The 21398-nt window shown below is 75.0% G+C and carries 25 protein-coding genes; 8 read left to right on the top strand and 17 right to left on the bottom strand.

The genetic code is table 11. From position 1 onward, the window contains the following. Nucleotide 1: 1 nt before the first annotated feature. A complete protein-coding gene (locus ABD160_RS15095; RefSeq protein WP_344022760.1) occupies nucleotides 2-667 on the bottom strand; it encodes a TVP38/TMEM64 family protein in 666 nt (221 codons plus the stop codon). A gap of 91 nt (nucleotides 668-758) precedes the next feature. On the opposite strand from ABD160_RS15095, the gene ABD160_RS15090 reads away from it, so the two are divergent. After that, on the top strand, nucleotides 759-1163 hold the full coding sequence (locus tag ABD160_RS15090) for a carboxymuconolactone decarboxylase family protein (RefSeq protein ID WP_344022758.1): 405 nt from the start codon (nucleotides 759-761) through the stop codon (nucleotides 1161-1163). A 41-nt stretch (nucleotides 1164-1204) separates the two neighbouring features. Here ABD160_RS15090 and ABD160_RS15085 read toward each other — a convergent pair whose 3' ends face one another. From ABD160_RS15085 to ABD160_RS15040, 10 genes are all read right to left on the bottom strand, one after another. After that, a complete protein-coding gene (locus tag ABD160_RS15085; protein ID WP_344022755.1) occupies nucleotides 1205-1927 on the bottom strand; it encodes a non-canonical purine NTP pyrophosphatase in 723 nt (240 codons plus the stop codon). After that, nucleotides 1924-2727 carry a ribonuclease PH gene (gene rph, locus ABD160_RS15080; RefSeq protein ID WP_344022752.1) on the bottom strand — a complete coding sequence of 268 codons (804 nt, stop codon included), beginning with the start codon at nucleotides 2725-2727 and terminating at the stop codon, nucleotides 1924-1926. Before rph ends, ABD160_RS15085 begins: the two co-directional genes overlap by 4 nt. A 22-nt stretch (nucleotides 2728-2749) precedes the next feature. Continuing rightward, the gene (locus tag ABD160_RS15075) at nucleotides 2750-3535 is read right to left on the bottom strand and encodes an MBL fold metallo-hydrolase (RefSeq protein WP_344022750.1); all 786 of its coding nucleotides are present in this window, start codon (nucleotides 3533-3535) and stop codon (nucleotides 2750-2752) included. A gap of 8 nt (nucleotides 3536-3543) precedes the next feature. Next, nucleotides 3544-3954, bottom strand: a complete 411-nt coding sequence (locus tag ABD160_RS15070) for a hypothetical protein (RefSeq protein ID WP_344022748.1) — start codon at nucleotides 3952-3954, stop codon at nucleotides 3544-3546. Beyond that, on the bottom strand, nucleotides 3947-4312 hold the full coding sequence (locus ABD160_RS15065) for a hypothetical protein (RefSeq protein WP_344022746.1): 366 nt from the start codon (nucleotides 4310-4312) through the stop codon (nucleotides 3947-3949). Before ABD160_RS15065 ends, ABD160_RS15070 begins: the two co-directional genes overlap by 8 nt. After that, nucleotides 4309-5181: a glutamate racemase gene (gene murI / locus ABD160_RS15060; protein ID WP_344022744.1), complete on the bottom strand. Its 873-nt coding sequence runs from the start codon at nucleotides 5179-5181 to the stop codon at nucleotides 4309-4311. Before murI ends, ABD160_RS15065 begins: the two co-directional genes overlap by 4 nt. Then, complete coding sequence (locus tag ABD160_RS15055; protein ID WP_344022742.1) at nucleotides 5178-5792, bottom strand: rhomboid family intramembrane serine protease; 615 nt, start codon at nucleotides 5790-5792, stop codon at nucleotides 5178-5180. The genes murI and ABD160_RS15055 overlap by 4 nt, the downstream gene beginning before the upstream one ends. 107 nt (nucleotides 5793-5899) lie before the next feature. Continuing rightward, nucleotides 5900-6847: a PLP-dependent cysteine synthase family protein gene (locus tag ABD160_RS15050; RefSeq protein WP_344022740.1), complete on the bottom strand. Its 948-nt coding sequence runs from the start codon at nucleotides 6845-6847 to the stop codon at nucleotides 5900-5902. A 64-nt stretch (nucleotides 6848-6911) separates the two neighbouring features. Continuing rightward, nucleotides 6912-7187, bottom strand: coding sequence for a MoaD/ThiS family protein (locus tag ABD160_RS15045; protein WP_344022738.1), 276 nt, complete (start codon nucleotides 7185-7187; stop codon nucleotides 6912-6914). 114 nt (nucleotides 7188-7301) lie between these two features. Continuing rightward, the gene (locus ABD160_RS15040; protein WP_344022736.1) at nucleotides 7302-7796 is read right to left on the bottom strand and encodes a M67 family metallopeptidase; all 495 of its coding nucleotides are present in this window, start codon (nucleotides 7794-7796) and stop codon (nucleotides 7302-7304) included. A gap of 134 nt (nucleotides 7797-7930) precedes the next feature. Between ABD160_RS15040 and ABD160_RS15035 the strand changes: the two genes are divergently transcribed. Next, a complete protein-coding gene (locus ABD160_RS15035; protein ID WP_344022734.1) occupies nucleotides 7931-9595 on the top strand; it encodes a bifunctional metallophosphatase/5'-nucleotidase in 1665 nt (554 codons plus the stop codon). Between the two features lie 16 nt (nucleotides 9596-9611). Here ABD160_RS15035 and ABD160_RS15030 read toward each other — a convergent pair whose 3' ends face one another. After that, entirely contained in the window at nucleotides 9612-10163 is a 552-nt protein-coding gene (locus ABD160_RS15030) for a DUF2017 domain-containing protein (protein WP_344022732.1), read from the bottom strand. 22 nt (nucleotides 10164-10185) lie between these two features. Then, the gene (gene clpS / locus ABD160_RS15025) at nucleotides 10186-10494 is read right to left on the bottom strand and encodes an ATP-dependent Clp protease adapter ClpS (RefSeq protein WP_344022730.1); all 309 of its coding nucleotides are present in this window, start codon (nucleotides 10492-10494) and stop codon (nucleotides 10186-10188) included. A 37-nt stretch (nucleotides 10495-10531) separates the two neighbouring features. Between clpS and ABD160_RS15020 the strand changes: the two genes are divergently transcribed. Together ABD160_RS15020 and ABD160_RS15015 are read left to right on the top strand one after the other, a co-directional pair. After that, nucleotides 10532-11836 carry a nicotinate phosphoribosyltransferase gene (locus tag ABD160_RS15020; RefSeq protein ID WP_344022728.1) on the top strand — a complete coding sequence of 435 codons (1305 nt, stop codon included), beginning with the start codon at nucleotides 10532-10534 and terminating at the stop codon, nucleotides 11834-11836. A gap of 8 nt (nucleotides 11837-11844) precedes the next feature. Next, nucleotides 11845-12408 (top strand): isochorismatase family protein, encoded by a 564-nt coding sequence (locus ABD160_RS15015; RefSeq protein ID WP_344022726.1) that lies wholly within the window; start codon nucleotides 11845-11847, stop codon nucleotides 12406-12408. Between the two features lie 109 nt (nucleotides 12409-12517). Here ABD160_RS15015 and ABD160_RS15010 read toward each other — a convergent pair whose 3' ends face one another. After that, nucleotides 12518-13408 (bottom strand): thioesterase family protein, encoded by an 891-nt coding sequence (locus ABD160_RS15010; protein ID WP_344022724.1) that lies wholly within the window; start codon nucleotides 13406-13408, stop codon nucleotides 12518-12520. A gap of 144 nt (nucleotides 13409-13552) precedes the next feature. Here ABD160_RS15010 and ABD160_RS15005 point away from each other — a divergent pair, with 144 nt between their 5' ends. The 3 genes from ABD160_RS15005 (at nucleotide 13553) to ABD160_RS14995 (ending at nucleotide 17118) form a co-directional block, all read left to right on the top strand. Beyond that, nucleotides 13553-15631 carry an ATP-dependent DNA helicase gene (locus tag ABD160_RS15005; protein ID WP_486362824.1) on the top strand — a complete coding sequence of 693 codons (2079 nt, stop codon included), beginning with the start codon at nucleotides 13553-13555 and terminating at the stop codon, nucleotides 15629-15631. Nucleotides 15632-15719: 88 nt separating this feature from the next. Next, nucleotides 15720-16136 (top strand): organic hydroperoxide resistance protein, encoded by a 417-nt coding sequence (locus ABD160_RS15000; protein WP_344022722.1) that lies wholly within the window; start codon nucleotides 15720-15722, stop codon nucleotides 16134-16136. 76 nt (nucleotides 16137-16212) lie between these two features. Continuing rightward, the gene (locus ABD160_RS14995; protein ID WP_344022720.1) at nucleotides 16213-17118 is read left to right on the top strand and encodes an alpha/beta fold hydrolase; all 906 of its coding nucleotides are present in this window, start codon (nucleotides 16213-16215) and stop codon (nucleotides 17116-17118) included. 27 nt (nucleotides 17119-17145) lie between these two features. On the opposite strand, the gene ABD160_RS14990 is transcribed toward ABD160_RS14995, so the two are convergent. After that, the gene (locus tag ABD160_RS14990; RefSeq protein ID WP_344022718.1) at nucleotides 17146-17703 is read right to left on the bottom strand and encodes a TetR/AcrR family transcriptional regulator; all 558 of its coding nucleotides are present in this window, start codon (nucleotides 17701-17703) and stop codon (nucleotides 17146-17148) included. Nucleotides 17704-17792: 89 nt separating this feature from the next. On the opposite strand from ABD160_RS14990, the gene ABD160_RS14985 reads away from it, so the two are divergent. Then, nucleotides 17793-19409 carry an FAD-dependent oxidoreductase gene (locus ABD160_RS14985; protein ID WP_344022716.1) on the top strand — a complete coding sequence of 539 codons (1617 nt, stop codon included), beginning with the start codon at nucleotides 17793-17795 and terminating at the stop codon, nucleotides 19407-19409. A 22-nt stretch (nucleotides 19410-19431) separates the two neighbouring features. Here ABD160_RS14985 and ABD160_RS14980 read toward each other — a convergent pair whose 3' ends face one another. Both ABD160_RS14980 and serB read right to left on the bottom strand, forming a co-directional pair. Next, on the bottom strand, nucleotides 19432-20145 hold the full coding sequence (locus tag ABD160_RS14980) for a peptidyl-tRNA hydrolase (protein ID WP_425563621.1): 714 nt from the start codon (nucleotides 20143-20145) through the stop codon (nucleotides 19432-19434). Nucleotides 20146-20150: 5 nt separating this feature from the next. Beyond that, the gene (gene serB / locus ABD160_RS14975; RefSeq protein WP_344022818.1) at nucleotides 20151-21374 is read right to left on the bottom strand and encodes a phosphoserine phosphatase SerB; all 1224 of its coding nucleotides are present in this window, start codon (nucleotides 21372-21374) and stop codon (nucleotides 20151-20153) included. Nucleotides 21375-21398: the final 24 nt, after the last annotated feature.

The raw sequence follows: 21398 nt of genomic DNA, 5'->3' as shown, positions 1-21398 counted from the left end.
CTCAGCCCGCGGGCTCCTCCGGGATCGGCCGGCGGGCCGCCAGGACCACCCCGGCCAGGCCCACCACCCCGCACAGCGCGGAGACCAGCAGCAGCGACGGCCGCACGTGCCCGGTGACCGCGTCGCCGAGCGTGACGATCGCCACGGTGCTGGGCGTGGACCCGATCACGGTCCCGACCAGGTACGGCCAGAACCGCACCGCCGACAGCCCGCTCAGGTAGTTCATCACCGCGAACGGCACCATCGGGATGAGCCGCATCGAGGTGACGGCGAGGGTGCCGTGGTGGTCCAGCCGCTGCCGGACCCACAGCGCGCGCGGGTGCTCGGCCCAGCGCCCGATGATCCCGCCGCCGGTGAGCCGGACCAGCGCGAACGCGACGACCGCGGCCAGCGCCGTCGCGACGATGGCGAGCGCGGTGCCGACGACCGCGCCGAACAGCACGCCCGCGGACACGGTGAAGACCGTGCGCGGGAACGGCGGCACGTTGAGCAGCACCTGGAGCAGCACGAACACCACCGGCCCCCAGGGGCCGGCCGCCTCGACGACCCGGCGCACCTCGCCGAACTGCGGCACCACGGACAGCCCGTAGGCGCGCGCCACCATCACCACGAGGCTGACCACGAGCACCAGCCCGAGACAACCGAGAAGGGGACGCCACCACCGCACGGGAGGAACGGTACTCAGACGGTCGGCGCGACCGGCGTCACGCCTCGCGTTACGGGACGTACCGGTCATCGCACCGTGAGAAGCTGGGATCATGAGCACTGCGAACGACGGGATCGACCCCTCCGAGCTGGACCCCGACGGCCTCGCCGTGCGCCGCGAGGTGCTCGGCGCCGACTACGTCGCGGCCGCGCTGGCGAACACCGACGGGACGACCGCGGAGTTCCAGCAGCTGATCACCCGCTACGCGTGGAACGAGATCTGGACCCGGCCGGGCCTGGAGCGGCGGATGCGCTCCGCGGTGACGCTGACCGCGCTGATCGCGCACGGGCACTGGGCGGAGCTGGAGATGCACCTGCGCGCCGCCCGGCGCAACGGGCTCACCGACGCCGAGATCGTCGAGATCCTGCTGCAGACCGCGATCTACTGCGGCGTCCCGGCCGCCAATTCGGCGTTCAAGATCGCCCAGCGGGTGCTGGCGGAGCCGCCCCCGGAGTGAGCGGGCCGCCCCGCCCCCGGCAGAAGGGGTGGAGCCGCGGCTCAGGTCGCGGCCCGCAGGTGCGGGACCAGCGCGCGCAGGGCCAGTCCCCGGTGCGACGCGGCGTCCTTCTCCTGCGCGGACAGCTCCGCCGAGGAGCGGCGGTCCCCCTCCGGGGCGAAGATCGGGTCGTAGCCGAACCCGTTCTCCCCGCGCGGGGCCCGCAGCAGGGTCCCCCGCCAGGTGCCGTGCACGACGATCCGGCCCGGGGCGCCGGCACCGTCCGGGGTGACCGGCGCGGCGGCACCGTCCGGGGTGACCGGCGCGACCACACCGTCCGGGGTGACCGGCGCGGCGGCACCGCCCGGGGTGACCGGCGCGACCGCACCGCCCGGGGTGACCAGTGCGGCGGCGCAGACGAACGCCGCCCCGCGCCGCTCGTCCGGCACGTCCTCGGTCTGGGCGAGCAGCAGCCGCAGGTTGGCCTCGTCGTCGCCGTGCTTCCCGGCCCAGCGGGCGGAGAAGATCCCCGGCATCCCGTTGAGCGCGTCGACGGTGATCCCGGAGTCGTCGGCGATCGCGGGCAGGCCGGTGGCGAGGGCGGCGTCGCGGGCCTTCGCGAGCGCGTTCTCGGCGAACGTCGCGCCGGTCTCGGGGGCCTCCGGGAACTCGTCGACGTCGGCGAGGCCGAGGATCTCGATGCCGTCCAGCCCGGCCGCGGCGACGATCCGGCGCAGCTCGACGAGCTTCTTCGCGTTGCGGGTCGCGAGCAGGACGCGGGTCACTCGGCGCCGTCCCCGCCCGCGGCCTGCTCCGCGGAGGCCGCCCGCTCCGCCGCCAGCTTCGGGTGCGGCTCGGCGAGCACCTCGACCTGCAGCCGGGCGAGCTGCTCGATCCCGGCGAGCGCCGAGTCGAGCATCGCGTCCAGGGTCTTGCGGGCGAAGGTGGCGCCCTCGCCGGTGCCCTGGACCTCGATCAGCGTGCCGGTCTCGGTGGCGACGACGTTCGTGTCGACCTCGGCCCGCGAGTCCTCGGAGTAGGGCAGGTCGAGCCGGACCCGGCCGTCGACGACGCCCACCGACACGGCCGCGACCTGGCAGGAGATCGGCTTCGGGTCGGACAGCTTGCCGTGCTCGCCGAGCCAGGTGACGGCGTCGCAGAGCGCCACGTAGGCGCCGGTGATCGCGGCGGTGCGGGTGCCGCCGTCGGCCTGCAGCACGTCGCAGTCGATCGCGATCGTGTTCTCGCCGAGCGCGCGCAGGTCGATGCAGGCACGCAGGGACCGGCCGACCAGCCGGGAGATCTCGTGCGTGCGGCCGCCGACGCGGCCCTTCACCGACTCCCGCGACGACCGGGTGTCGGTCGACGAGGGCAGCATCGCGTACTCGGCGGTGACCCAGCCGAGGCCGGATCCCTTCCGCCACCGCGGCACGCCCTCGGTCACGCTGGCCGCGCACAGCACCTTCGTGTCACCGAACTCCACCAGCACCGATCCGGCCGGGTGCTTCTGGAAGCCCCGGGTGATCGTCACGGGGCGCAGCTCGTCGTCCGCCCGTCCGTCCGCTCTGCCCTCTACTCGTGTCACCCGCCCATCGTAGGAAGCGGGTTCAGACGTCGAAGACCGCGTCCGGCGTGGCGACCTCGACCGGGCCGTCGAACGCGTCCTTCGCCTCGGTGGCGAGCTCGTCGCGGTCGTACCAGGCGGGCACGTGGGTGACGACGAGCCGGCGCGCACCGGCCGTCGCGGCGTGCTCGCCCGCCTCCCGGCCGGACAGGTGCACCCCGGGCGGGTTGGCCGCGCCGTGCGGCCAGCTCGCCTCGCAGAGCAGCAGGTCGGCGTCCCGGGCGGCGTCGACCAGACCGGGGCAGGCGCCGGTGTCGCCGGAGTAGGTGAGGACCCGCCCGCCGTGCTCGACGCGCAGCGCGAAGGCCGGGCACGGGTGCACCACCGGGACGGCGGTCAGCCGCACCTCGTCGTCGCCGGTGCCGATCGTGCGGGCACCGCCGGCGACCAGATCGTGGAAGGTGAAGACGTCGGTGAGGTCGGTCCCGGCGAGCTCGTCGGCGGTCGGCGCGTAGGCGCGGGCGAACCGGTCGTGCGCGCCGGCCGGGGCGTGCACGGGCAGCGGCGACGCGCCGGCGTCGAACGGCGGCCGCGGGTGGTAGCGGCGGTGCACGACGAGCGAGGCGAAGTCCGAGCAGTGGTCGGCGTGCAGGTGGCTGAAGACGACCGCGTCCAGCGACCACGGATCGAGATGGCGCTGCAGCGCGCCGAGGGTGCCGTTGCCGAGATCGAGGGTGAGCCGGGTGCCGCCCGCCTCCACCAGGTAGCCGGACGCCGGGGACCCGGGACCGGGGCCGCTGCCGGAGCACCCGAGCACGATCAGCCGCATGCGCGACCCTAACCCGTTCGCGCGGTGCGGCGCAGCCACCAGATCCCGACGAAGGGCAGCACCAGCGGCACGAAGCCGTAGCCGATGCCGAAGTACGACCAGACCGTCTCCTGCGGGAAGTCGCTCGGCACGAGCAGCGTGAACGCGCCGACGAGCAGCACCCCGATCATCTCGAAGACCACCGCGAACCAGGCCAGCCTGCGGAACCCGGGCCCGGTGCCGGCCAGCCCGACGGTCGCCAGGATGTAGACGACGCCGGCCACCGCGGACAGCGAGTACGCCAGCGGGGCCTCGTCGAAGCGTTCGGCGATCTGCACCCCGGCCCGGGCCGTCGCGGCGAGGGCGAAGATCCCGTAGACGGCGATCAGCACCCGGCCGGGACCGGTCGCGGTGGCGCGCACCTCGCCGCGGTCAGGCACCGGGGATCCAGAGGCCCTGCAGGCGCAGCACCGCGACCAGGGTGCCGATCGCGCCGGCGGCGATCACGGCGCCGCCCCAGCGGCTGGGCTCGGCGGTGGCGAACTGCAGCGCGATCGGCATGACGCAGACCGCGACCACCAGGTAGATCAGGAAGGTGGTCTGCTCGGGGAGGGTGACGCCGTCGACCAGCACCCGGTAGGCCGCGATCGCGGCCTGGGCCACGATCAGCGCCTCGCAGACCCCGACCGCGATCCGGTGCACCCGGCCCGGTGGCCTGCTGGTCACCGTCGTGACCAGGCCGAACAACGCGGTGGCCGAGAGGGCCACCGTGATCACCAGGACCAGCGCACCGATCACGGCCGCGACGTTACCCCGGAGGGTCCGGCGGCCCGTGCACCGGCTCTGCCGACCACCGCGCCGATCTCCGGGCCGAGGAAGCGGCGGCCGAGCCGCCGGAACGGCTCCGGGTCGCCGGTGGCGAGGAACCGGTGCGGCGCGGGCGGCGCGACGTCGTCGGCGCCGTCGCGCAGCAGACCGCGGCCGTGCAGGGTGCGGACCAGGGTGCGGGCGGTCTCGTCGGCCGAGGACACCAGCGTCACGTCCGGGCCGAGCACGATCTCCAGCACCCCGGACAGCAGCGGGTAGTGCGTGCAGCCGAGCACCACGGTGTCCACCCCGGCGCGCTGCAGCGGCTCCAGGTAACCCTCGGCGACCCCGAGCACCTGCCGGCCGCTGGTCGTGCCGCGCTCGACGAAGTCGACGAACCGCGGGCAGGCCACCGAGGTGACCTCGATGTCGGGGGCCGCGTCGAAGGCGTCCGGGTAGGCGCCGGACGCGATCGTCGCCAGCGTCCCGATCACCCCGACCCGGCCGTTGCGGGTGGCCGCGACGGCCCGCCGGACGGCCGGCCGGAGCACCTCGACGACCGGCACCGGGTAGCGCTCGCGGAAGTCGGCCAGGCAGGCCGCCGAGGCCGTGTTGCAGGCGATGACCAGCGCCTTCACCCCGGACTCGACGAGCTCGTCGCCGATCGCGAGCGCGTGCCGGCGGACCTGCGCGATCGACTTCGGCCCGTACGGGCTGTGCGCGGTGTCCCCGACGTAGACGAGCTGCTCGGCGGGCAGCAGGTCGATCACCGAGCGGGCGACGGTGAGCCCGCCGACCCCGGAGTCGAAGATCCCGATCGGTGCGTCGAGATCCGGGCCGCCGTTCCGAGCGCTGCTCACGCCCTCAGGGTAGGGGCGGCCCGCCGGTCGGCCTTCGCCACCCAGGACGCCGCGACGACGCCGCCGATCGCCCCGAACAGGTGGCCCTGCCAGGACACCGACGGATCGGAGGGCAGCACGCCCCACAGCAGCGAGCCCCAGAACAGGAACAGCACCACCGCGAGCAGCACCTGCCGGCCGTTGCGCGCGTAGAAGCCGCGGGCCAGCAGGAACAGGAACCAGCCGAACACGATGCCGGAGGCGCCGATCACCGGGGCCGGCGAGACCAGCCAGACACCGAGCCCGCTGATCACCCAGATCGTCGCGGTGACCGAGAACCACTGGGCGATCCCGCCGGACATCGCGAGGAACCCGAAGATCAGGAACGGCAGCGTGTTCGCGATCAGGTGCGCCCAGTCGTCGTGCAGCAGCGGGGCGGTGAGGATCCCGGCGAGCCCCGCCGTGTCGCGCGGGTAGATCGCGCCCGCCAGCTGCACGGTCTGGCCGGAGGCGACGTCGATCGCCTCGAACAGGTAGAGCGCCGCGGTGAACAGCAGCATGAGCCCCGCGGCCCGCTTCGGCTCGGGCGGGAGCACCCGGGCGGGGGCCCGGCCGGACGGGTATGCGGTCATGTCCCCGACGGTACCGGCGGACCTGCCCGATTCGCCCGTCCTGCCCGGTTCCGGCCCGGCGTTCCGGCGGCGCTCCTGCTGCGTTCCTGCCGTCGGACGCACCGGGCTCAGGCCCAGAGGTGCCCGTCGATGCCCTGGGCGGCGGAACCGAGATCCCCCGAGTAGGCGCCGGTGGACAGGTACTTCCAGCCGCCGTCGCAGATGATGATCACGATGTCGGCCCGCTCGCCCGCATCCAGCGCCTTGTTCGCGACGCCCAGCGCGGCGTGCAGGATCGCCCCGGACGAGATCCCGGCGAAGATGCCCTCCTGCTCGACGAGCTGGCGGGTGCGGCGCAGCGCGTCGTAGCTGCCGACCGAGAACCGGCCGGTCAGCACGGTCTCGTCGTACAGCTCGGGGACGAAGCCCTCGGAGAGGTTCCGCAGCCCGTAGACGAGCTCGCCGTAGCGCGGCTCGGCGGCGACGATCTGGATGTCCGGCTTGTGCTCGCGCAGGTACCGGCCGGCCCCGACCAGGGTGCCGGTGGTGCCCAGCCCGGCCACGAAGTGAGTGATCGAGGGCAGGTCGCGCAGGATCTCCGGGCCGGTGCCGCGGTAGTGCGCGTCGGTGTTGGCCGGGTTGCCGTACTGGTAGAGCATCACCCAGTCCGGGTGCTCGGCGGCCAGCTGCTTGGCGACGGCGACGGCCTGGTTGGAGCCGCCTGCCGCCGGCGAGGAGATGATCTGCGCGCCGTACATCGCGAGCAGCTGGCGGCGCTCCTCGGAGGTGTTCTCCGGCATCACGCAGATGAGCTCGTAGCCCTTGAGCTTCGCGGCCATCGCCAGCGAGATGCCGGTGTTGCCCGAGGTCGGCTCCAGGATGGTGCAGCCGGGGGTGAGCAGGCCCTGCTTCTCCGCGTCCTCGATCATCGCCAGCGCGGGCCGGTCCTTGATCGAGCCGGTCGGGTTGCGGTCCTCCAGCTTGGCCCAGAGCCGCACCTCGGCCGACGGTGACAGCGACGGCAGCCCGACCAGCGGGGTGTCGCCGACGGCCTGCAACAGCGAGTCGTAACGCACAGGTCCTCCTCACGGACCGGTGCCGGGCGGTCCACCGCCCGGCACCCGGGATCCGGACTGCTGTTCAGCGCCCGCCGGCGACGGCCGGGAGGATGGTGAGCGTGGACGACTCGGTGACCGGGGCCTCCAGGCCACCGGCGAAGCGGACGTCCTCGTCGTCGACGTAGATGTTGACGAAGCGGTGCAGCTTGCCGTCGGTGATCAGACGGTCCTTGATGCCGCTGTGCCGCGACTCCAGGTCGTCGATGACCGCGGAGACGGTGTCACCCTTCGCCTCGACGGTCTTCTCACCGCCGGTGTGCGTGCGAAGGATGGTGGGGATGGAGACGGAGACGGCCATCTCGGTGATCACTCCTGGTCGGTTGCTCGGTCGTGCTCTGTACGCGGCAACGCAACCGGTGTCCGGCGCCATTCCCGCGTGACCTCGCCCGCGCGGGTGCGGGGGGAGGGTGGATCAGCTCCGGTCGGGGACGTCGTCGGATCCGGTGTGGGCGAACATGTAGGACTCCACGACCGCCAGCTCGTCCTCGACGACGGCACCGCCGGCGAGGTGGAAGGACCGGATCTCGGGACGGGCGTCGGCGGTGGCGAGGGCCACGATCAGCCAGTGCTGGTCGGGCGTCCACTCCATCTGCGCGATGTCCTTGACCGAGGGGTACGCCTCGGGCAGCCCGCTGTCGGTCAGCGGCCGGCGCGGCACCCGGGTGTGCGAGTGCACCACCAGCATGCGGCGCTCGCCCGCGGCGTCCAGCGCGCGCTCCAGCCGGATGTCCTCGGCCGGGGCGAACGCGAAGTCGCTCTCGATCCCGTCGGCGTTGGTCATCGGGACGTACCGCTCGGGGTGCTCACCGGAGTCGGGGCCGACGAGCTGGCCGCACGCCTCCAGCGGGAAGTCCCGCCGGGCGTGCGCGACGATCTCGTCGACGAGGTCCGCTCGGATGGCCAGCACGCCGGTCACGATACGTTGCGCGCATACCGAGCCGCACGTCCCCGGGCCCCGGGAGACGACGTTCACCGGCTCGTCACGCCCGGTTGTGACGCCGCCCACGGCGCGCGCGGGGTTGCGCCGCGATACTGCCGGTCATGCCCGTCTCCTCCGGTCGCCGGACCGGCATCGTCCTGGCAGCGGTGTTCGCGCTGGTCCTCACGGCCGCACTGGCCGCCGACATCGGGTCGGCGGCCGGCGGACCGGCGACCGTGCGGGTGATCGCGTTCAACGACCTGCACGGCAACCTGGAGCCGCCGTCCGGCTCGTCGGCGCGGGTCACCACCGGCGACGGCGCCGAGATCGAGGCGGGCGGCGCCGCCTTCCTGGCGGCGCACGTGGCGCGGCTGCGGGCCGAGCAGCCGGCGAACGTGCTGCTGTCCTCCGGAGACAACGTCGGCGCGTCGCCGCTGGCCTCGGCGCTGTTCCGCGACGAGCCGACGATCGAGCTGCTGGACGCGATGGGCGTGGCCGCCTCGGCGGCCGGGAACCACGAGTTCGACGAGGGCCTGGCCGAGCTGCAGCGGCTGGTCGCCGGCGGCTGCCATCCGGACGACGGCTGCCGGTTCGGCCCCACCTACGACGGCGCGTCGTTCCCGGTGCTGGCGGCGAACGTGACCACCGCCGGCCGGCCGGCGCTGCCCGGGCACGTCGTGCTCGACGTCGGCGGGACCCGGCTCGGCGTCATCGGCGCCACCCTCACCGAGCTCCCGGACCTGGTCTCGCCGGACGGGATCCGGGACATCGAGGTGGGCGACGAGATCGCCGCGGTGGACGCCGCGTCGGCCGAGCTGACCGCGCAGGGCGTGCACGCCCAGGTGCTGCTGGTGCACCAGGGCGACGGGACCGGGTCCGGCGGCGGCCCCGGCAGCTGCGCGCTGGAGCCGGGCGGGCCGGGCTCGGCGATCGCGGCCGGCGTCTCGGCCGACGTGGACGCCGTGTTCTCCGCGCACTCGCACGAGCAGTACGTGTGCAGCGTCACCGACCCGGCCGGGGCGCCGCGGCCGTTCGTGCAGGGCCTGTCGTTCGGCAGGCTGGTGTCGGTGGTCGATCTCGCGCTGACCGGCGACGGGGACGTCGACCGGGCGGCGACCACCGCGCGCAACGAGATCGTCACCCGCGACGTCGCGCCGGACCCGGTCGCGCAGGGCATCGTCGACGCCGCGGTGCAGGGATCGGAGCCGCTCGCGCAGCGCCCGGTCGGGACGCTCGCCGGGCCGCTCCCCCGGGCCGCGGACCCGTCCGGGCTGTCCCCGCTGGGGACGGTGATCGCCGACGCGCAGCTGGCCGCGTCCCGCGGGGACGGCGCGCAGCTCGCGCTGACCAACCCGGGCGGGGTCCGCGCCGACCTGGTGCCCGGCCCGGACGGCCGGGTGACCTACGGGCAGGCGTACACCGTCCAGCCGTTCGGCAACATCCTGCAGACGATGACGCTGACCGGCGCGCAGCTGCGCGCGGTGCTGGACCAGCAGTTCACGGTGGACGACGGGCCCACGGTCCTGCAGACGTCGTCGAACCTGCGGTACTCGGTCGCCGGCGACCGGGTCACCGGCATCGAGCTGGACGGCGCACCGGTGACCGACGCCGGGAGCTACCGGGTCGCGGTGAACAACTTCCTGTCCGCGGGCGGCGACGGGTTCGACGCGTTCACCGCGGGCACCGACCTGGTGGGCGGGCCGGTCGACCTGGACGCGTTCGTCGGGTACCTGGAGGCGAACCCGGGGCTGGCGGCGCCGCCGACCGACCGGGTCACCCGGGACTGAACGTGCCGGGCGGCCGCTACAGGGACTTGAGCCGGACCCGGACCAGCGAGTCCTGGACGTAGGTCAGCCAGTGGTAGACGCCGAGGTGCTGGGCCCGGGGATCGTCCTCGGGCAGCTGCTCGGGCATGTCCTCGCTGACGTCGAGCGCGGTGCCCAGGGCCAGCCGGACGTCGTTCAGCGCGGCCAGCCAGGCGTCGGCCTGCCCGGCGGTGAGCTCGATCCGGCCGCCCGCCTCGGGCAGCGTGTCCAGCACCGTCCCCGCCGCCGCGTCCTTCGCCTCGATCAGCGCCGGCTCGTGCAGCGACCGCATGCCGCCCGCCAGGTCGGAGTCCTCGGTGGTGAAGTCGGGCAGCAGCCGGGCCAGCACCCGGTCGGTCGGCCGGGTGGTCGGCCCGGTGCGGATCCCGGTCAGCTCGGCGAGCTCGTCGGTGGGCGCGAGTGCGGCCCGGCCGGCGAGCATCTGGCGGACCTCCTGGAACAGGCCGCGCAGCACGGCAGCCTCCTCGCCGGAGAACCCGGAGGTGTACCGGACCCGTTCGCCGCGGCCGCTGCGCTTCCAGCCGTTCATGTGCGGTACCTCACAGCCGGGGTCATGTGCGCTGCATGGTGGCCCACAGGCCGGCCGCGTGCAGCTGCGCGACGTGTCCCTCGACGGTGTCCTTGTCGCCCGAGGACACCGCGGCCCGGCCCTTGTGGTGCACGTCGAGCATCAGTGCGTTCGCCTTGGGCTCGGGATAGTTGAACACCTTCTGCAGCACGTAGGTGACGTACGACATGAGGTTGACCGGGTCGTTCCACACGATCGCCTGCCACGGCGTGTCGGGCGAGGCGGCGTCGTCGACAGCCGGGTCGACGTCCGGCGAGACCTGCTCGGTGGGCGACGGGGACGGCGCGGTCATGCGCCCCATGGTGACACAACGGGCATAGGCTCCAGCCATGACCGGCCCCGTCCCGGAGGGCAGCACCGCCCTCCTGACCGACCGTTACGAGCTCACGATGGTGGCCGCCGCGCTCGCCGACGGCACCGCGGAGCGCGCCTGCGTGTTCGAGCTGTTCGCCCGCCGGCTCCCGGACGGCCGCCGGTACGGCGTCGTCGCCGGCACCGGCCGGCTGCTCGCGGCGCTGGAACGGTTCCGGTTCGGCCCGGCCGACCTGGAGCTGCTCGCCCAGGTGGTGGACCCGGTGACGCTGGACTGGTTGCGCGACTACCGGTTCACCGGCGACGTCGACGGCTACCCGGAGGGCGAGCTGTACTTCCCCGGCTCCCCGGTGCTGACCGTCACCGGCACCTTCGCCGACGCGGTGATCCTGGAGACCCTCGCCCTGTCGATCTACAACCACGACTGCGCGATCGCATCCGCCGCGGCCCGGATGGTGACCGCGTCGGCCGGCCGGCCGCTGATCGAGATGGGCTCGCGGCGCACCCACGAGGAGGCGGCCGTCGCCGCGGCGCGGGCGGCCTACCTGGCCGGTTTCGCGACGACGTCGAACCTGGCCGCCGGCCGGCGCTACGGCATCCCGACCGCCGGGACCGCGGCGCACGCCTGGGTGCTGCTGCACGACGACGAGCAGTCCGCGTTCCGCAGCCAGGTCGCCGCGCTGGGCACCGGGACCACGCTGCTGGTCGACACCTACGACATCCGCAAGGGCATCGCGAACGCGGTCGAGGTGGCCGGGACCGGGCTGGGCGCGGTCCGGATCGACTCCGGTGACCTGGGCGAGCTGGCCCACCAGGCCCGCGAGCAGCTCGACGCGCTGGGCGCGACCGGCACCCGGATCGTGCTGTCCGGCGATCTGGACGAGTACGCGATCGCCTCGCTGCGGGCCGAGCCGGTGGACTCCTACGGGGTGGGGACCTCGGTCGTCACCGGGTCCGGGGCGCCGACCGCGGGGATGGTCTACAAGCTGGTCGAGGTGGACGGGCGGCCGGTCAGCAAGCGGTCGACGTCGAAGGAGTCGCGGGGCGGCCGCAAGTCGGCGCTGCGCCGGTTCAAGCCGACCGGGACCGCGGTCGAGGAGGTCGTGTTCCCGCACGGCCGCCCGCCCGCCGCCGGGCCGCACGACCGGGAGCTCCCGGTGCCGCTGGTCCGCTCCGGCGAGCTCACCCCGGACGCCGCGGCCGGCGGCCTCGACGACGCCCGCGAGCGGCTGCGGACGGCGCTGGTCGCCGTACCGTGGGAGGGCCTGAAGCTGTCCCGCGGCGAGCCCGCGATCCCCACCACCTTCGTGACGGAGCACTGAGAGCATCCATGGCACGCGCACTGATCGTCGTCGACGTCCAGAACGACTTCTGCGAGGGCGGCGCGCTGGCCGTCGACGGCGGCGCCGCGGTCGCCGCCGGGATCGGCCCGCTGGCCCGCGACGGCGGCTACGACCACGTCGTCGCGACCCGGGACGTGCACGTCGACCCGGGCCCGCACTTCAGCGACACCCCGGACTTCGTGGACTCCTGGCCGCCGCACTGCCGGGCGCAGACGCCGGGTGCCTCGTTCCATCCGCTGCTGGACGTCGCGCCGATCGAGTGCGTCTTCGACAAGGGCGCCTACACCAGCGCCTACTCCGGCTTCGAGGGCGCGAGCGACAACGAGTCCGGGGTACCGCTGGCCGACTGGCTGGACGAGCGCGGCGTCACCGAGGTGGACGTGGTGGGGCTGGCCACCGACCACTGCGTCCGCGCGACCGCGCTCGACGCGGCCCGGCTCGGGCTGGCGACCAGGGTGCTGCTCGCGCACTGCGCCGGGGTCTCCCCGGAGACGACCCGCACCGCCCTGTCCACCCTGACCGACGCCGGCGTCCACGTCGTCACCCCCTGATCGCCCTGACCCCCCTGACCGTCCCAGCCGCACAGGTCGCCGGCTCGCCGCACAGGCTCGAACCTGTGCGGCGCCGGCCGGACCTGTGCGGTGCGGGGCCCGGGGTCGATCAGCCGGCGAAGCGGAACGGGGCGAGTGCCTCGGCCAGGCGGACCGGGTCGCCGTCCTCGCCGGGGGCGTGGTGGAAACCCTCCGCCTCGGCGAGCCCGATGCAGCGGCGCTCGTCGAACAGGCCGCAGACGTAGCGGACGGTGTCCTCGCCGATCTCCTCGACGCCGACCCGCAGCTGGTAGATGCCCGGGTAGTGGACCTCGTCGAGGTACTGCACCGACAGCGTCGACGGCGACAGCCCGTCCAGCGGCCCGCCGACCGGGTAGCCGAGCACGTCGGCGTGCAGCTCGGCCAGGCCGTCGAGGTACCAGGCGGCCAGCGCGACGTTGTTGACGTGCCGGTTGGTGTCCAGGTCGGTGAACCGGACCCGGGCGTCCCAGCGGAACGGGTAGTTCTCCCGGACCAGGCGGGCCTCGCCGCGCTCGGGGCGGGCCGAGGCGGGCGCGTCGATCCGCAGCGGCTCCAGCGAGGCGCGGACCTCGTCGGTCAGCGGCGCCGGCTTCTCCCCGTCGGTGTGCACCGAGGTGGACTCGCCGGTGGCGACCAGGTCGTCCCCGGCGAACACCGCGTAGCGGTAGGAGAACGAGGTGGTCCCGACGTTGCTGACGCCGATCCCGATCCGGTACGACCCGGCGACGGTCAGCGGGGCGAGCACCTCGACCCGGACCGCGGCGAGCAGCAGCCGCACCCGCGACTGCAGGCGGGCGACGAGATCGGCGCCGAAGGTCTCGCGCTCGACGGCGACCCGGGCGTCCTCGAACCAGCGGACCAGGGCGTCCCGGCCGATCCGGCGGCTCGGGTCCAGATCGGCGTAGCGGGCCTCGTGCTCGATCAGCACCGGGAACGCGCCGGGCTCGACGTTGCTCTGAGAGGTCAAGGAAGCTGTCACAGCGTCCATCGTGACGCTGTGTCGCCGCTCACCGGCCACCGGCGTCCGATATCACACGTGGTGCACGGTGTTGTCACGGCGCGTGCCCGGGCGTCGTGTCCCGTCGGGGCCCGGGGTGTCGGTGGGCCTCGGTAGCCTCGGTCCGTGCCCGCTCCCGTGTCCGCTCCCGTGGCGACCCGCGATCTGCCCGGTGTGCACGAGCTGCTGGAGGCGGCCGTGTCCTCGGTCGGCGGTGCGCGGCGCGAGGGGCAGGACCGGATGGCCGACGCGGTGCGCCGCGCGCTGTCCTCGGGCGAGCACCTGGCCGTGCAGGCCGGCACCGGCACCGGCAAGTCGCTGGCCTACCTGGTCCCCGCGATCCGGCACGCGATGGCCCGGGACACCACCGTCGTCGTGTCGACCGCGACGATCGCGCTGCAGCGCCAGCTGGTCGACCGGGACCTGCCGCGGGTGGCGAAGAGCCTGAAGAAGGTGCTGGGCCGGGAGCCGACGTTCGCGATCCTCAAGGGCCGGCGCAACTACCTGTGCCTGAACAAGCTGCACGGCGACATGGGGGACGACGAGGACCCGGAGGCCCAGCTGTTCGACGCGTTCGCGATCTCCGCGCTGGGCCGGAACGTGAAGCGGCTGCACGAGTGGGCGTCGGACACCGAGACCGGCGACCGCGACGAGCTGGTCCCCGGCGTGCCGGAGCCGGCCTGGCGGCAGGTGTCGGTGACCGCCCGCGAGTGCCTCGGGGCGAGCCGCTGCCCGGTCGGCGAGGACTGCTTCGCCGAGAAAGCGCGGGCCGCGGCCGGGCGGGCCGACATCGTCGTCACCAACCACGCGCTGCTCGCGATCGACGCGATGGGCGAGGCCCAGGTGCTGCCCGAGCACGACGTGGTGATCGTCGACGAGGCGCACGAGCTGGTCGACCGGGTCACCGGCGCGGCCACCGCCGAGCTGACCGCGGGCACCGTCGCCGCCGCCGCGCGGCGCTGCGGCAGGCTCGTCGACCAGGAGCAGGCCGACCGGCTCGCCGAGGCGGGCGAGGGCCTCGGCGCGGTGCTCGAGGACCTGCCGCCGGCCCGCTGGGAGGCGCTGCCCGGGCCCGTCTCGGGCGCGCTGAACGCGATCCTCTCGGCCGCGGCGGGCTGCCGGCAGTCGCTCGGCGGGAACCGGCGCGGCGACGACGCCGATCCGGAGGGCGCCGCCGCCCGCAAGCTCGCACTGGCCCTGCTCGACGAGGTGTCCGACACCGCGGTGCGGCTGGTCGACACGTTCAAGGAGGCCGACCCGGCGAAGCGCCGCGACGTGGTGTGGCTCGGTGAGCAGGGGCCCGACGGCAGCCGGTACAAGGTGCTGCGGGTCGCGCCGCTGTCGGTCGGCGGGCTGTTGCGCGAGCGCCTGTTCAACACCCGGACCACCGTGCTGACCTCGGCGACCCTGGCGCTGGGCGGCTCGTTCGACGCGCTCGCCCGGCAGTGGGGCCTGCCGGCCGCGCAGCCGAAGGAGCGCGGCGACACCCCGCCGGCCACCGAGGAGGGGCACGGCCCGGTGCAGGACCCGGAGGCGCCGCGCTGGACCGGCCTGGACGTCGGCTCCCCGTTCGCGCACGGCCGCTCCGGCATCCTCTACCTGGCCCGCCGGCTCCCCGCCCCCGGCCGGGACGGGCTCGCCCCGCAGACGCTCGACGAGATCGAGGCGCTGGTCCGCGCCGCGGGCGGCCGCACGCTCGGCCTGTTCTCCTCGACCCGGGCGGCGAAGCAGGCCACCGAGGCGCTGCGGCCCAAGCTGGACACGCCGCTGCTCTGCCAGGGCGACGACTCGACGATGCTGCTGGTCAAGCGGTTCGCCGAGGACGACGAGACCTCGCTGTTCGGCACCCTGTCGCTGTGGCAGGGGGTGGACGTGCCGGGCCCGTCGCTGTCGCTGGTGATCATCGACCGGATCCCGTTCCCGCGGCCGGACGATCCGCTGGTCGCGGCCCGGCAGAAGGCCACCGACGCGCGCGGTGGCAACGGCTTCCTGTCCGTCTCGGCGACGCACGCGGCGCTGCTGCTCGCCCAGGGCGCCGGGCGGCTGCTTCGCTCCACCGACGACCGCGGCGTGGTCGCGATCCTGGATCCGCGGATCTCCACCGCCCGCTACGGCGGGTTCCTGCGGGCCTCGCTGCCGCCGTTCTGGGAGACCACCGACAGCGAGAAGGTGCAGGGCGCGCTGCGCCGGCTGCGCGGGGAGTGACGTCGCGCACCCGCTCGGCGCGCACCCCTCCGCTCAGATAAGTTGTGCACAACCGATCTGGGTTGTTCCGACGGGCAAGGGGATCCGCATGCCGACCTACACGACCGAGGCCACGTCCACCGGCGGCGGCCGGGACGGGCACGTCCGCTCCGACGACGGCTTCATCGACCAGGACCTGCGGATGCCGCCCGAGCTGGGCGGCCCGGGCGGGGCGACCAACCCGGAGCAGCTGTTCGCCGCCGCGTACGCGGCCTGCTTCCACGGCGCGCTGCGGCTGGCCGCCCGCACGCGCAAGGAGACCGTCCCGGACGACCTGTCGGTGACCGCGACCGTCCGGCTCGAGCCCGACGACGTCAGCTTCCACGTCGCCGCCGACATCTCCGCGCACCTGCCCGGGCTGGAGCAGTCCGCCGCCGACGCGCTCGTCGAGGCCGCGCACCAGGTGTGCCCGTACTCCAAGGCCACCAGCGGGAACGTCGAGGTCACGCTCACCGCGACGGTCTGAGTGGCGGCGCGGCCCGGAGGCCGATCATGACCTCCGGCACGTCCGCGGCGGGGGCCCGGCCGGGCAGGCTGCCCGCATGACGACCGACGTGGGCCGGTTCACCGGCCCGGAGGCCGAGACCCGGTTCCGCGAGCTCTACGACGCGGCCATGGCACTGCTCCCGGCACCGGAGGGCACCGAGGACCTGCGCACCGCGTTCGGCACGGTGCGGGTGTACCGGTTCGGCTCCGCGGCGGGCCCGCCGCTGGTGCTGCTCCCCGGCCGGGGTGGCACCACCGCGCTGTGGCTGCCGAACCTGGCCGGCTGGGCCCGGCGGCGGACCGTGTACGCCGTCGAGCCGCTGGGCGACGCCGGCCCGTCCCGGCAGACCCGGCCGATCCGCACCGCCGACGACCAGGCGGCCTGGCTCGACGAGCTGCTGGAGACCCTCGGCACCGGCCCGGCGCACCTGGTCGGCCAGTCCGTCGGCGCCTGGCTCGCGGTGCAGGTCGCGCTGCGCGCACCGGGGCGGATCGGGTCGCTGTCGCTGATCGAACCGACCCAGGTGCTCGGCCGGATCCGGCCCGGCCTGGTCGTGGCGGGCCTGCTCACCGTCCCCGGGCTGCCGGAGCGCCTGCGGCGGCGGGCGCTGCGCTGGATCGTCGGCACCGGCGACGAGCTGTTCGACGGCCCGATCGGCCGGCTCACGGTGGCCGCGGCGGGCGGGTTCCGGAACGTCACTCCCCCGCCCGCGCTGCCGTCCGACGACGCGCTGCGCGGACTGCGGGTCCCGGTGCTCGTACTGCTCGGCGGGCGCAGCCGCACCCACGACGCCCGCCGCTCCGCGCACCGCGCCCGTGCGCTGCTGCCCGACGCCCGGGTGGAGATCGTGGACGGCGCCGGGCACGCGCTCAACGGCGAGTTCCCGGAGCTGGTGACCAGCCGCGTCCTGGGCCTCGCCGACGAGGTCGACGCGGCCGGGCCGGGGCGCCGGCCGGCCTGAGCCGGGCCGGCGGTTGCCCGCCCGCGCTCAGCGCTCGCCGACCAGGTAGCGCTGCAGGGTCGGCCCGAGCCAGCCGATCAGCTCGGCGTCCGGCAGCGCGACGACCGGCGGCAACCGCAGCACGTAGCGGCACAGCACCGCGCCGAGCGCCTGGGTGGCGACCAGCCCGGCCCGCTCCGGCGCCCCGGCCGGGTCCCCGGTCAGCGCGGCGACCACCGGCAGCAGCTGGCCGGCGAAGATCTCCCGGGTGCGCTCGGCGGCCGCGTCGTCGGTGACCGCGCCGCGCAGCATGATCGCCAGCGCGTCGTCGCTCCCCCAGCGCAGCAGCAGGTGCTCGGCGAGCACCCGCCCGACCTCGGCCCGGGGCACCGACGTCAGGTCGGGCAGCCGCAGGTCGAACTCGGCGGCCGCGGTGAACAGCTCGCGCTTGCTGCCGAAGTAGCGGATCACCATCGACGGGTCGACCCCCGCGTCACCGGCGATCGCGCGGACCGTGGCGCGGTCGTAGCCCTCGTCGGCGAAGCGACGGCGGGCGGCGGCGAGGATCGCGTCGCGGGCCGGCCGGGAGCGGTCGGTGAAGGCCATGCGGCCATCGTATGCCAACGGGCGTTGGCAACTGCACCGACAACGCCTACAGTCGTTGGCAAACATTTGTTGGCAGAAGGGAACCCGCCATGAGCACCCTCGACATCCCCGCACCGGAGACCGACGTGGTCGTCGTCGGGGCCGGGCCGACCGGTCTGCTGCTCGCCGGGGACCTCGCCGAGGCCGGCGTCCGGGTCGCCGTGCTGGAGCGCCGCACCGAGCCGTCCGGGCTCACCAGGGCGTTCGCCGTGCACGCCCGCACCCTCGAACAGCTCGACGCCCGCGGGCTCGCCGACCGGCTCGTCGCCCTCGGCACCCGGCTCGACGAGTTCCGGCTGTTCGGGCGGGCCACGGTCGATCTCACCGGGCTGCCCAGCCGGTTCCCGTTCCTGCTGGTCGTGCCGCAGTACCGGGTGGAGCTGCTGCTGCGGGAGCGGGCGCTCGCCGCGGGCGCCCGGCTGCACCACGGGATCCGGGTCGAGCACCTGGTCCAGCACGGGGACGGGGTCACCGTCAGCTGGACCCGCTCCGGCACGGTCCCGGGCACCGCCGGCGCGACGGGCCCGACCGGCCCCACCGGCCCGACCAGCCCGACCGGCCCGACCAGCCCGACCAGCCCGACCAGCCCGACCGGCCCGACCGGCCCGACCGGCGCGACCGGCGCGACCGGCGCGACCCGCGCCCGCTACCTGGTCGGCGCCGACGGTCACCACAGCACCGTGCGCGCCGCCCTCGGCCTCGGCTTCCCGGGTCGCGCGGTGGCCCGCTCGCTGGTGCTCGCCGACGTCCGGATGGACGATCCGCCACCGGACGTGCTCACCGCCGACGGCAACGCCGACGGGTTCTGCTTCGTCGTCCCCTACGGCGACGGCTGGTACCGGGTGATCGCCCGCGACCGCCGCGTCGAGCGCCCGGACGACGAGCCGGTCACCCTCGACGAGGTCGCCGGCATCTCCCGCGCGGTGTTCGGCACCGACCGGGGCATGCACGATCCGCGCTGGATGTCCCGGTTCCACAGCGACGAGCGCCAGGTCGAGCGGTACCGGGTGGGCCGGGTGTTCCTCGCCGGGGACGCCGCGCACGTGCACTCCCCCGCGGGCGGCCAGGGCATGAACACCGGCCTGCAGGACGCCGCGAACCTCGGCTGGAAGCTGGCGGCCGTGCTGGACGGGACCGCACCGGACGCGCTGCTCGACAGCTACCACGACGAGCGGCACCCGGTCGGCCGGACGGTGCTGCGGACCAGCGGCGGGCTGATCCGGGCCGCGATGCTGCGGCCGCGGATCGCCAGGGCGTTGCGCAACCGGATCGTGGCCGCGCTGCTCGCGCTCCCCGGCCCGGGGCGGCGGATCCGCGGGCAGCTCACCGGGACCGGGATCGCCTACCGGCGCCCGCGCGGCGCGCACCGGCTGGTCGGCACCCGCGCCGCCGACGTCACCGGGACGGACGGCACCCGGCTCCACGAGGCGCTGCGCGGCGGGCATCCGGTGCTCGTCGCACCCCCCGGGGCGGCCGTCACCCCGGAGCGCGCGACCCGGCTGCGCGCACCCGGACCGGGCGTCCGCACCCTCACCGTCCCCGGCGTCGTCCCGCACCTGGTCCGCCCGGACGGCTACATCGGCTGGGCCGGCCCCGATCCCGCCGTTGCTCTGCTCACCGTCCCGCCGGGCGACGGCGAGCGGTACACCCGTGCTGCCCGGCCATGATCGGGCTACTCCGGTGTTCCCCTCACCGGGCGAGGCAGGTGACGGTGCCCGGATCGACCTCGGTGAAGCCGGCGTCGCGGACGGCGACCAGCTCCGGGGCGCCGCCGGCCAGGTCGGCGAGCAGGCGGTCCCACTCGCCGGGGGCGGGGGTGCGCACGGCGCAGCGGGGCACGTCGGCCGGCTCGGCCACCGGCCAGCCGCGGACCGCGCCGAGGATCATGGTGGCGTGCCCGACCTGGGCCGCGGCCTTCCCGACGGTCATCGCCACGTGCGGGTTCAGCAGCACCAGCGGGGCGCCGTCCGGGGCCGGGCCGGGCTCGTCGGGCTCCAGCTCGGTGCCGCCGATCTGCAGCCGGGACACCACCTTCGGCACGTCGTCCACCGGTCCGGGCAGCAGCGCCCGCGCCTCGGCGCCGTCGATGCCGACCGTCACCCCGGGCAGCTCCTGCACGGCGCGCCAGTGCGCGCCGCGGGCCCGCCGGGCGATCTTGCGGATCCGCCCGTCCACCCACGGCAGCACCGCGTCGTGCCACTCGCCGCCCTCCTGGGACCGCGGGTCCAGGCAGACCGCGAGCGCGGCCGTCGCGGCGGCCTCCAGCAGCGGCGTCCGGCCGGGCAGCGGATCGCGCTCGATCCGCAGCACCACCGGCATCGCGCGGACGATCCCGTCCGCCTCCGGCGGGATCTCCCGGCGCCGGGCACCGGTGCCGTAGTGGTCGGCCAGCAGGCCGAGCACGCCGCTCACGCGATCGGGACCCGCCGGAGCACGCCCTCGGCGGCGTCCGCGGCCTCCACCTCGTTGCGGGTGATGCCCAGCACGAACAGCACGACGTCGAGGTAGGGCACCGACACCGAGGTGTCGGCGATGTCGCGCAGCGCCTGCTTGGCGTTGAACGCGATCCCCAGGCCGGCGGTGGAGAGCATGTCGATGTCGTTGGCGCCGTCGCCGACCGCGATCGTCTGCTCGACCGGGATCTCGTGCGCCTCGGCGAACCGGCGCAGCGCCACCGCCTTCCCGGGCCGGTCGACGATCTCGCCGCTCACCCGGCCGGTGAGCCTGCCGTCGACGATCTCCAGCTCGTTCGCGGCGACGAAGTCCAGCTTCAGCTCGTCCGCAAGACCGGCGATGACCTGGGTGAACCCGCCGGACACGACGCCGCAGCGGTAGCCGAGCCGCTTCAGCGTGCGGATCGTCGTCCGGGCGCCGGGGGTCAGCTCGATCTCGGCGGCGACCTCGTCGACCACCGAGGCGGGCAGCCCCTCCAGCACGGCGACCCGCCGGGTCAGCGACTCGGTGAAGTCCAGCTGCCCGGCCATCGCCTCCTCGGTGACCCGCCGGACCTGCGCCTCGACGTCCGCGCCGGCCCGGGCCGCCAGCATCTCGATGACCTCGCCCTGGATCAGGGTGGAGTCGACGTCGAACACGATCAGCCGCTTGCTGCGCCGGGCCAATCCGGCCCGGGACACCGCGACGTCGACGCCGGCCTGCCGGGCCACCCCGACCAGCCGCTTGCGCAGCGTCCCGGGCGGGTAGGCGTCGGGGTCGCCGTCGGGCACCGGGGAGACCAGCAGCTCCAGCCCGGTCACCGGGTAGTCGGCGACCCGGCGGATCGCGTCGATGTTGGCGCCGACCGCGGCGAGCTCGGCGGCGATCGCGCCGAACGCCCGGGCCGTGATCGGCCGGCCGAGCACCGTGACCACGTGCGTCGACGGCGGGCGGGCGGTCACGTCGCCGTCACGCTGGATCTCGATGTGCACCGACATCGCGATCGAGTCCATCGCCTCGCCGACCGACTCCAGCAGGTCCTCCGGGTCGCCCTCGGGCACGACCAGCGCACCGAGGGTGAGCCTGCCGTTCACCACGACCTGCTCCAGGTCGAGCAGCTCGACCCCGGCCGCGGTGAGCGCCGCGAACAGGACCGAGCTGACACCCGGCCGGTCCGGCCCGGTCACCGTGACGAGCACGGTGGGCCGGGGCGGACCGGAGGC

This window comes from Pseudonocardia kongjuensis, from assembly GCF_039526905.1.
Taxonomy (GTDB): Bacteria; Actinomycetota; Actinomycetes; order Mycobacteriales; family Pseudonocardiaceae; genus Pseudonocardia; species Pseudonocardia kongjuensis.
The sequence above is the reverse complement of the archived record's forward strand: the minus strand, read 5'-3'. Positions and strand labels throughout refer to the sequence as shown.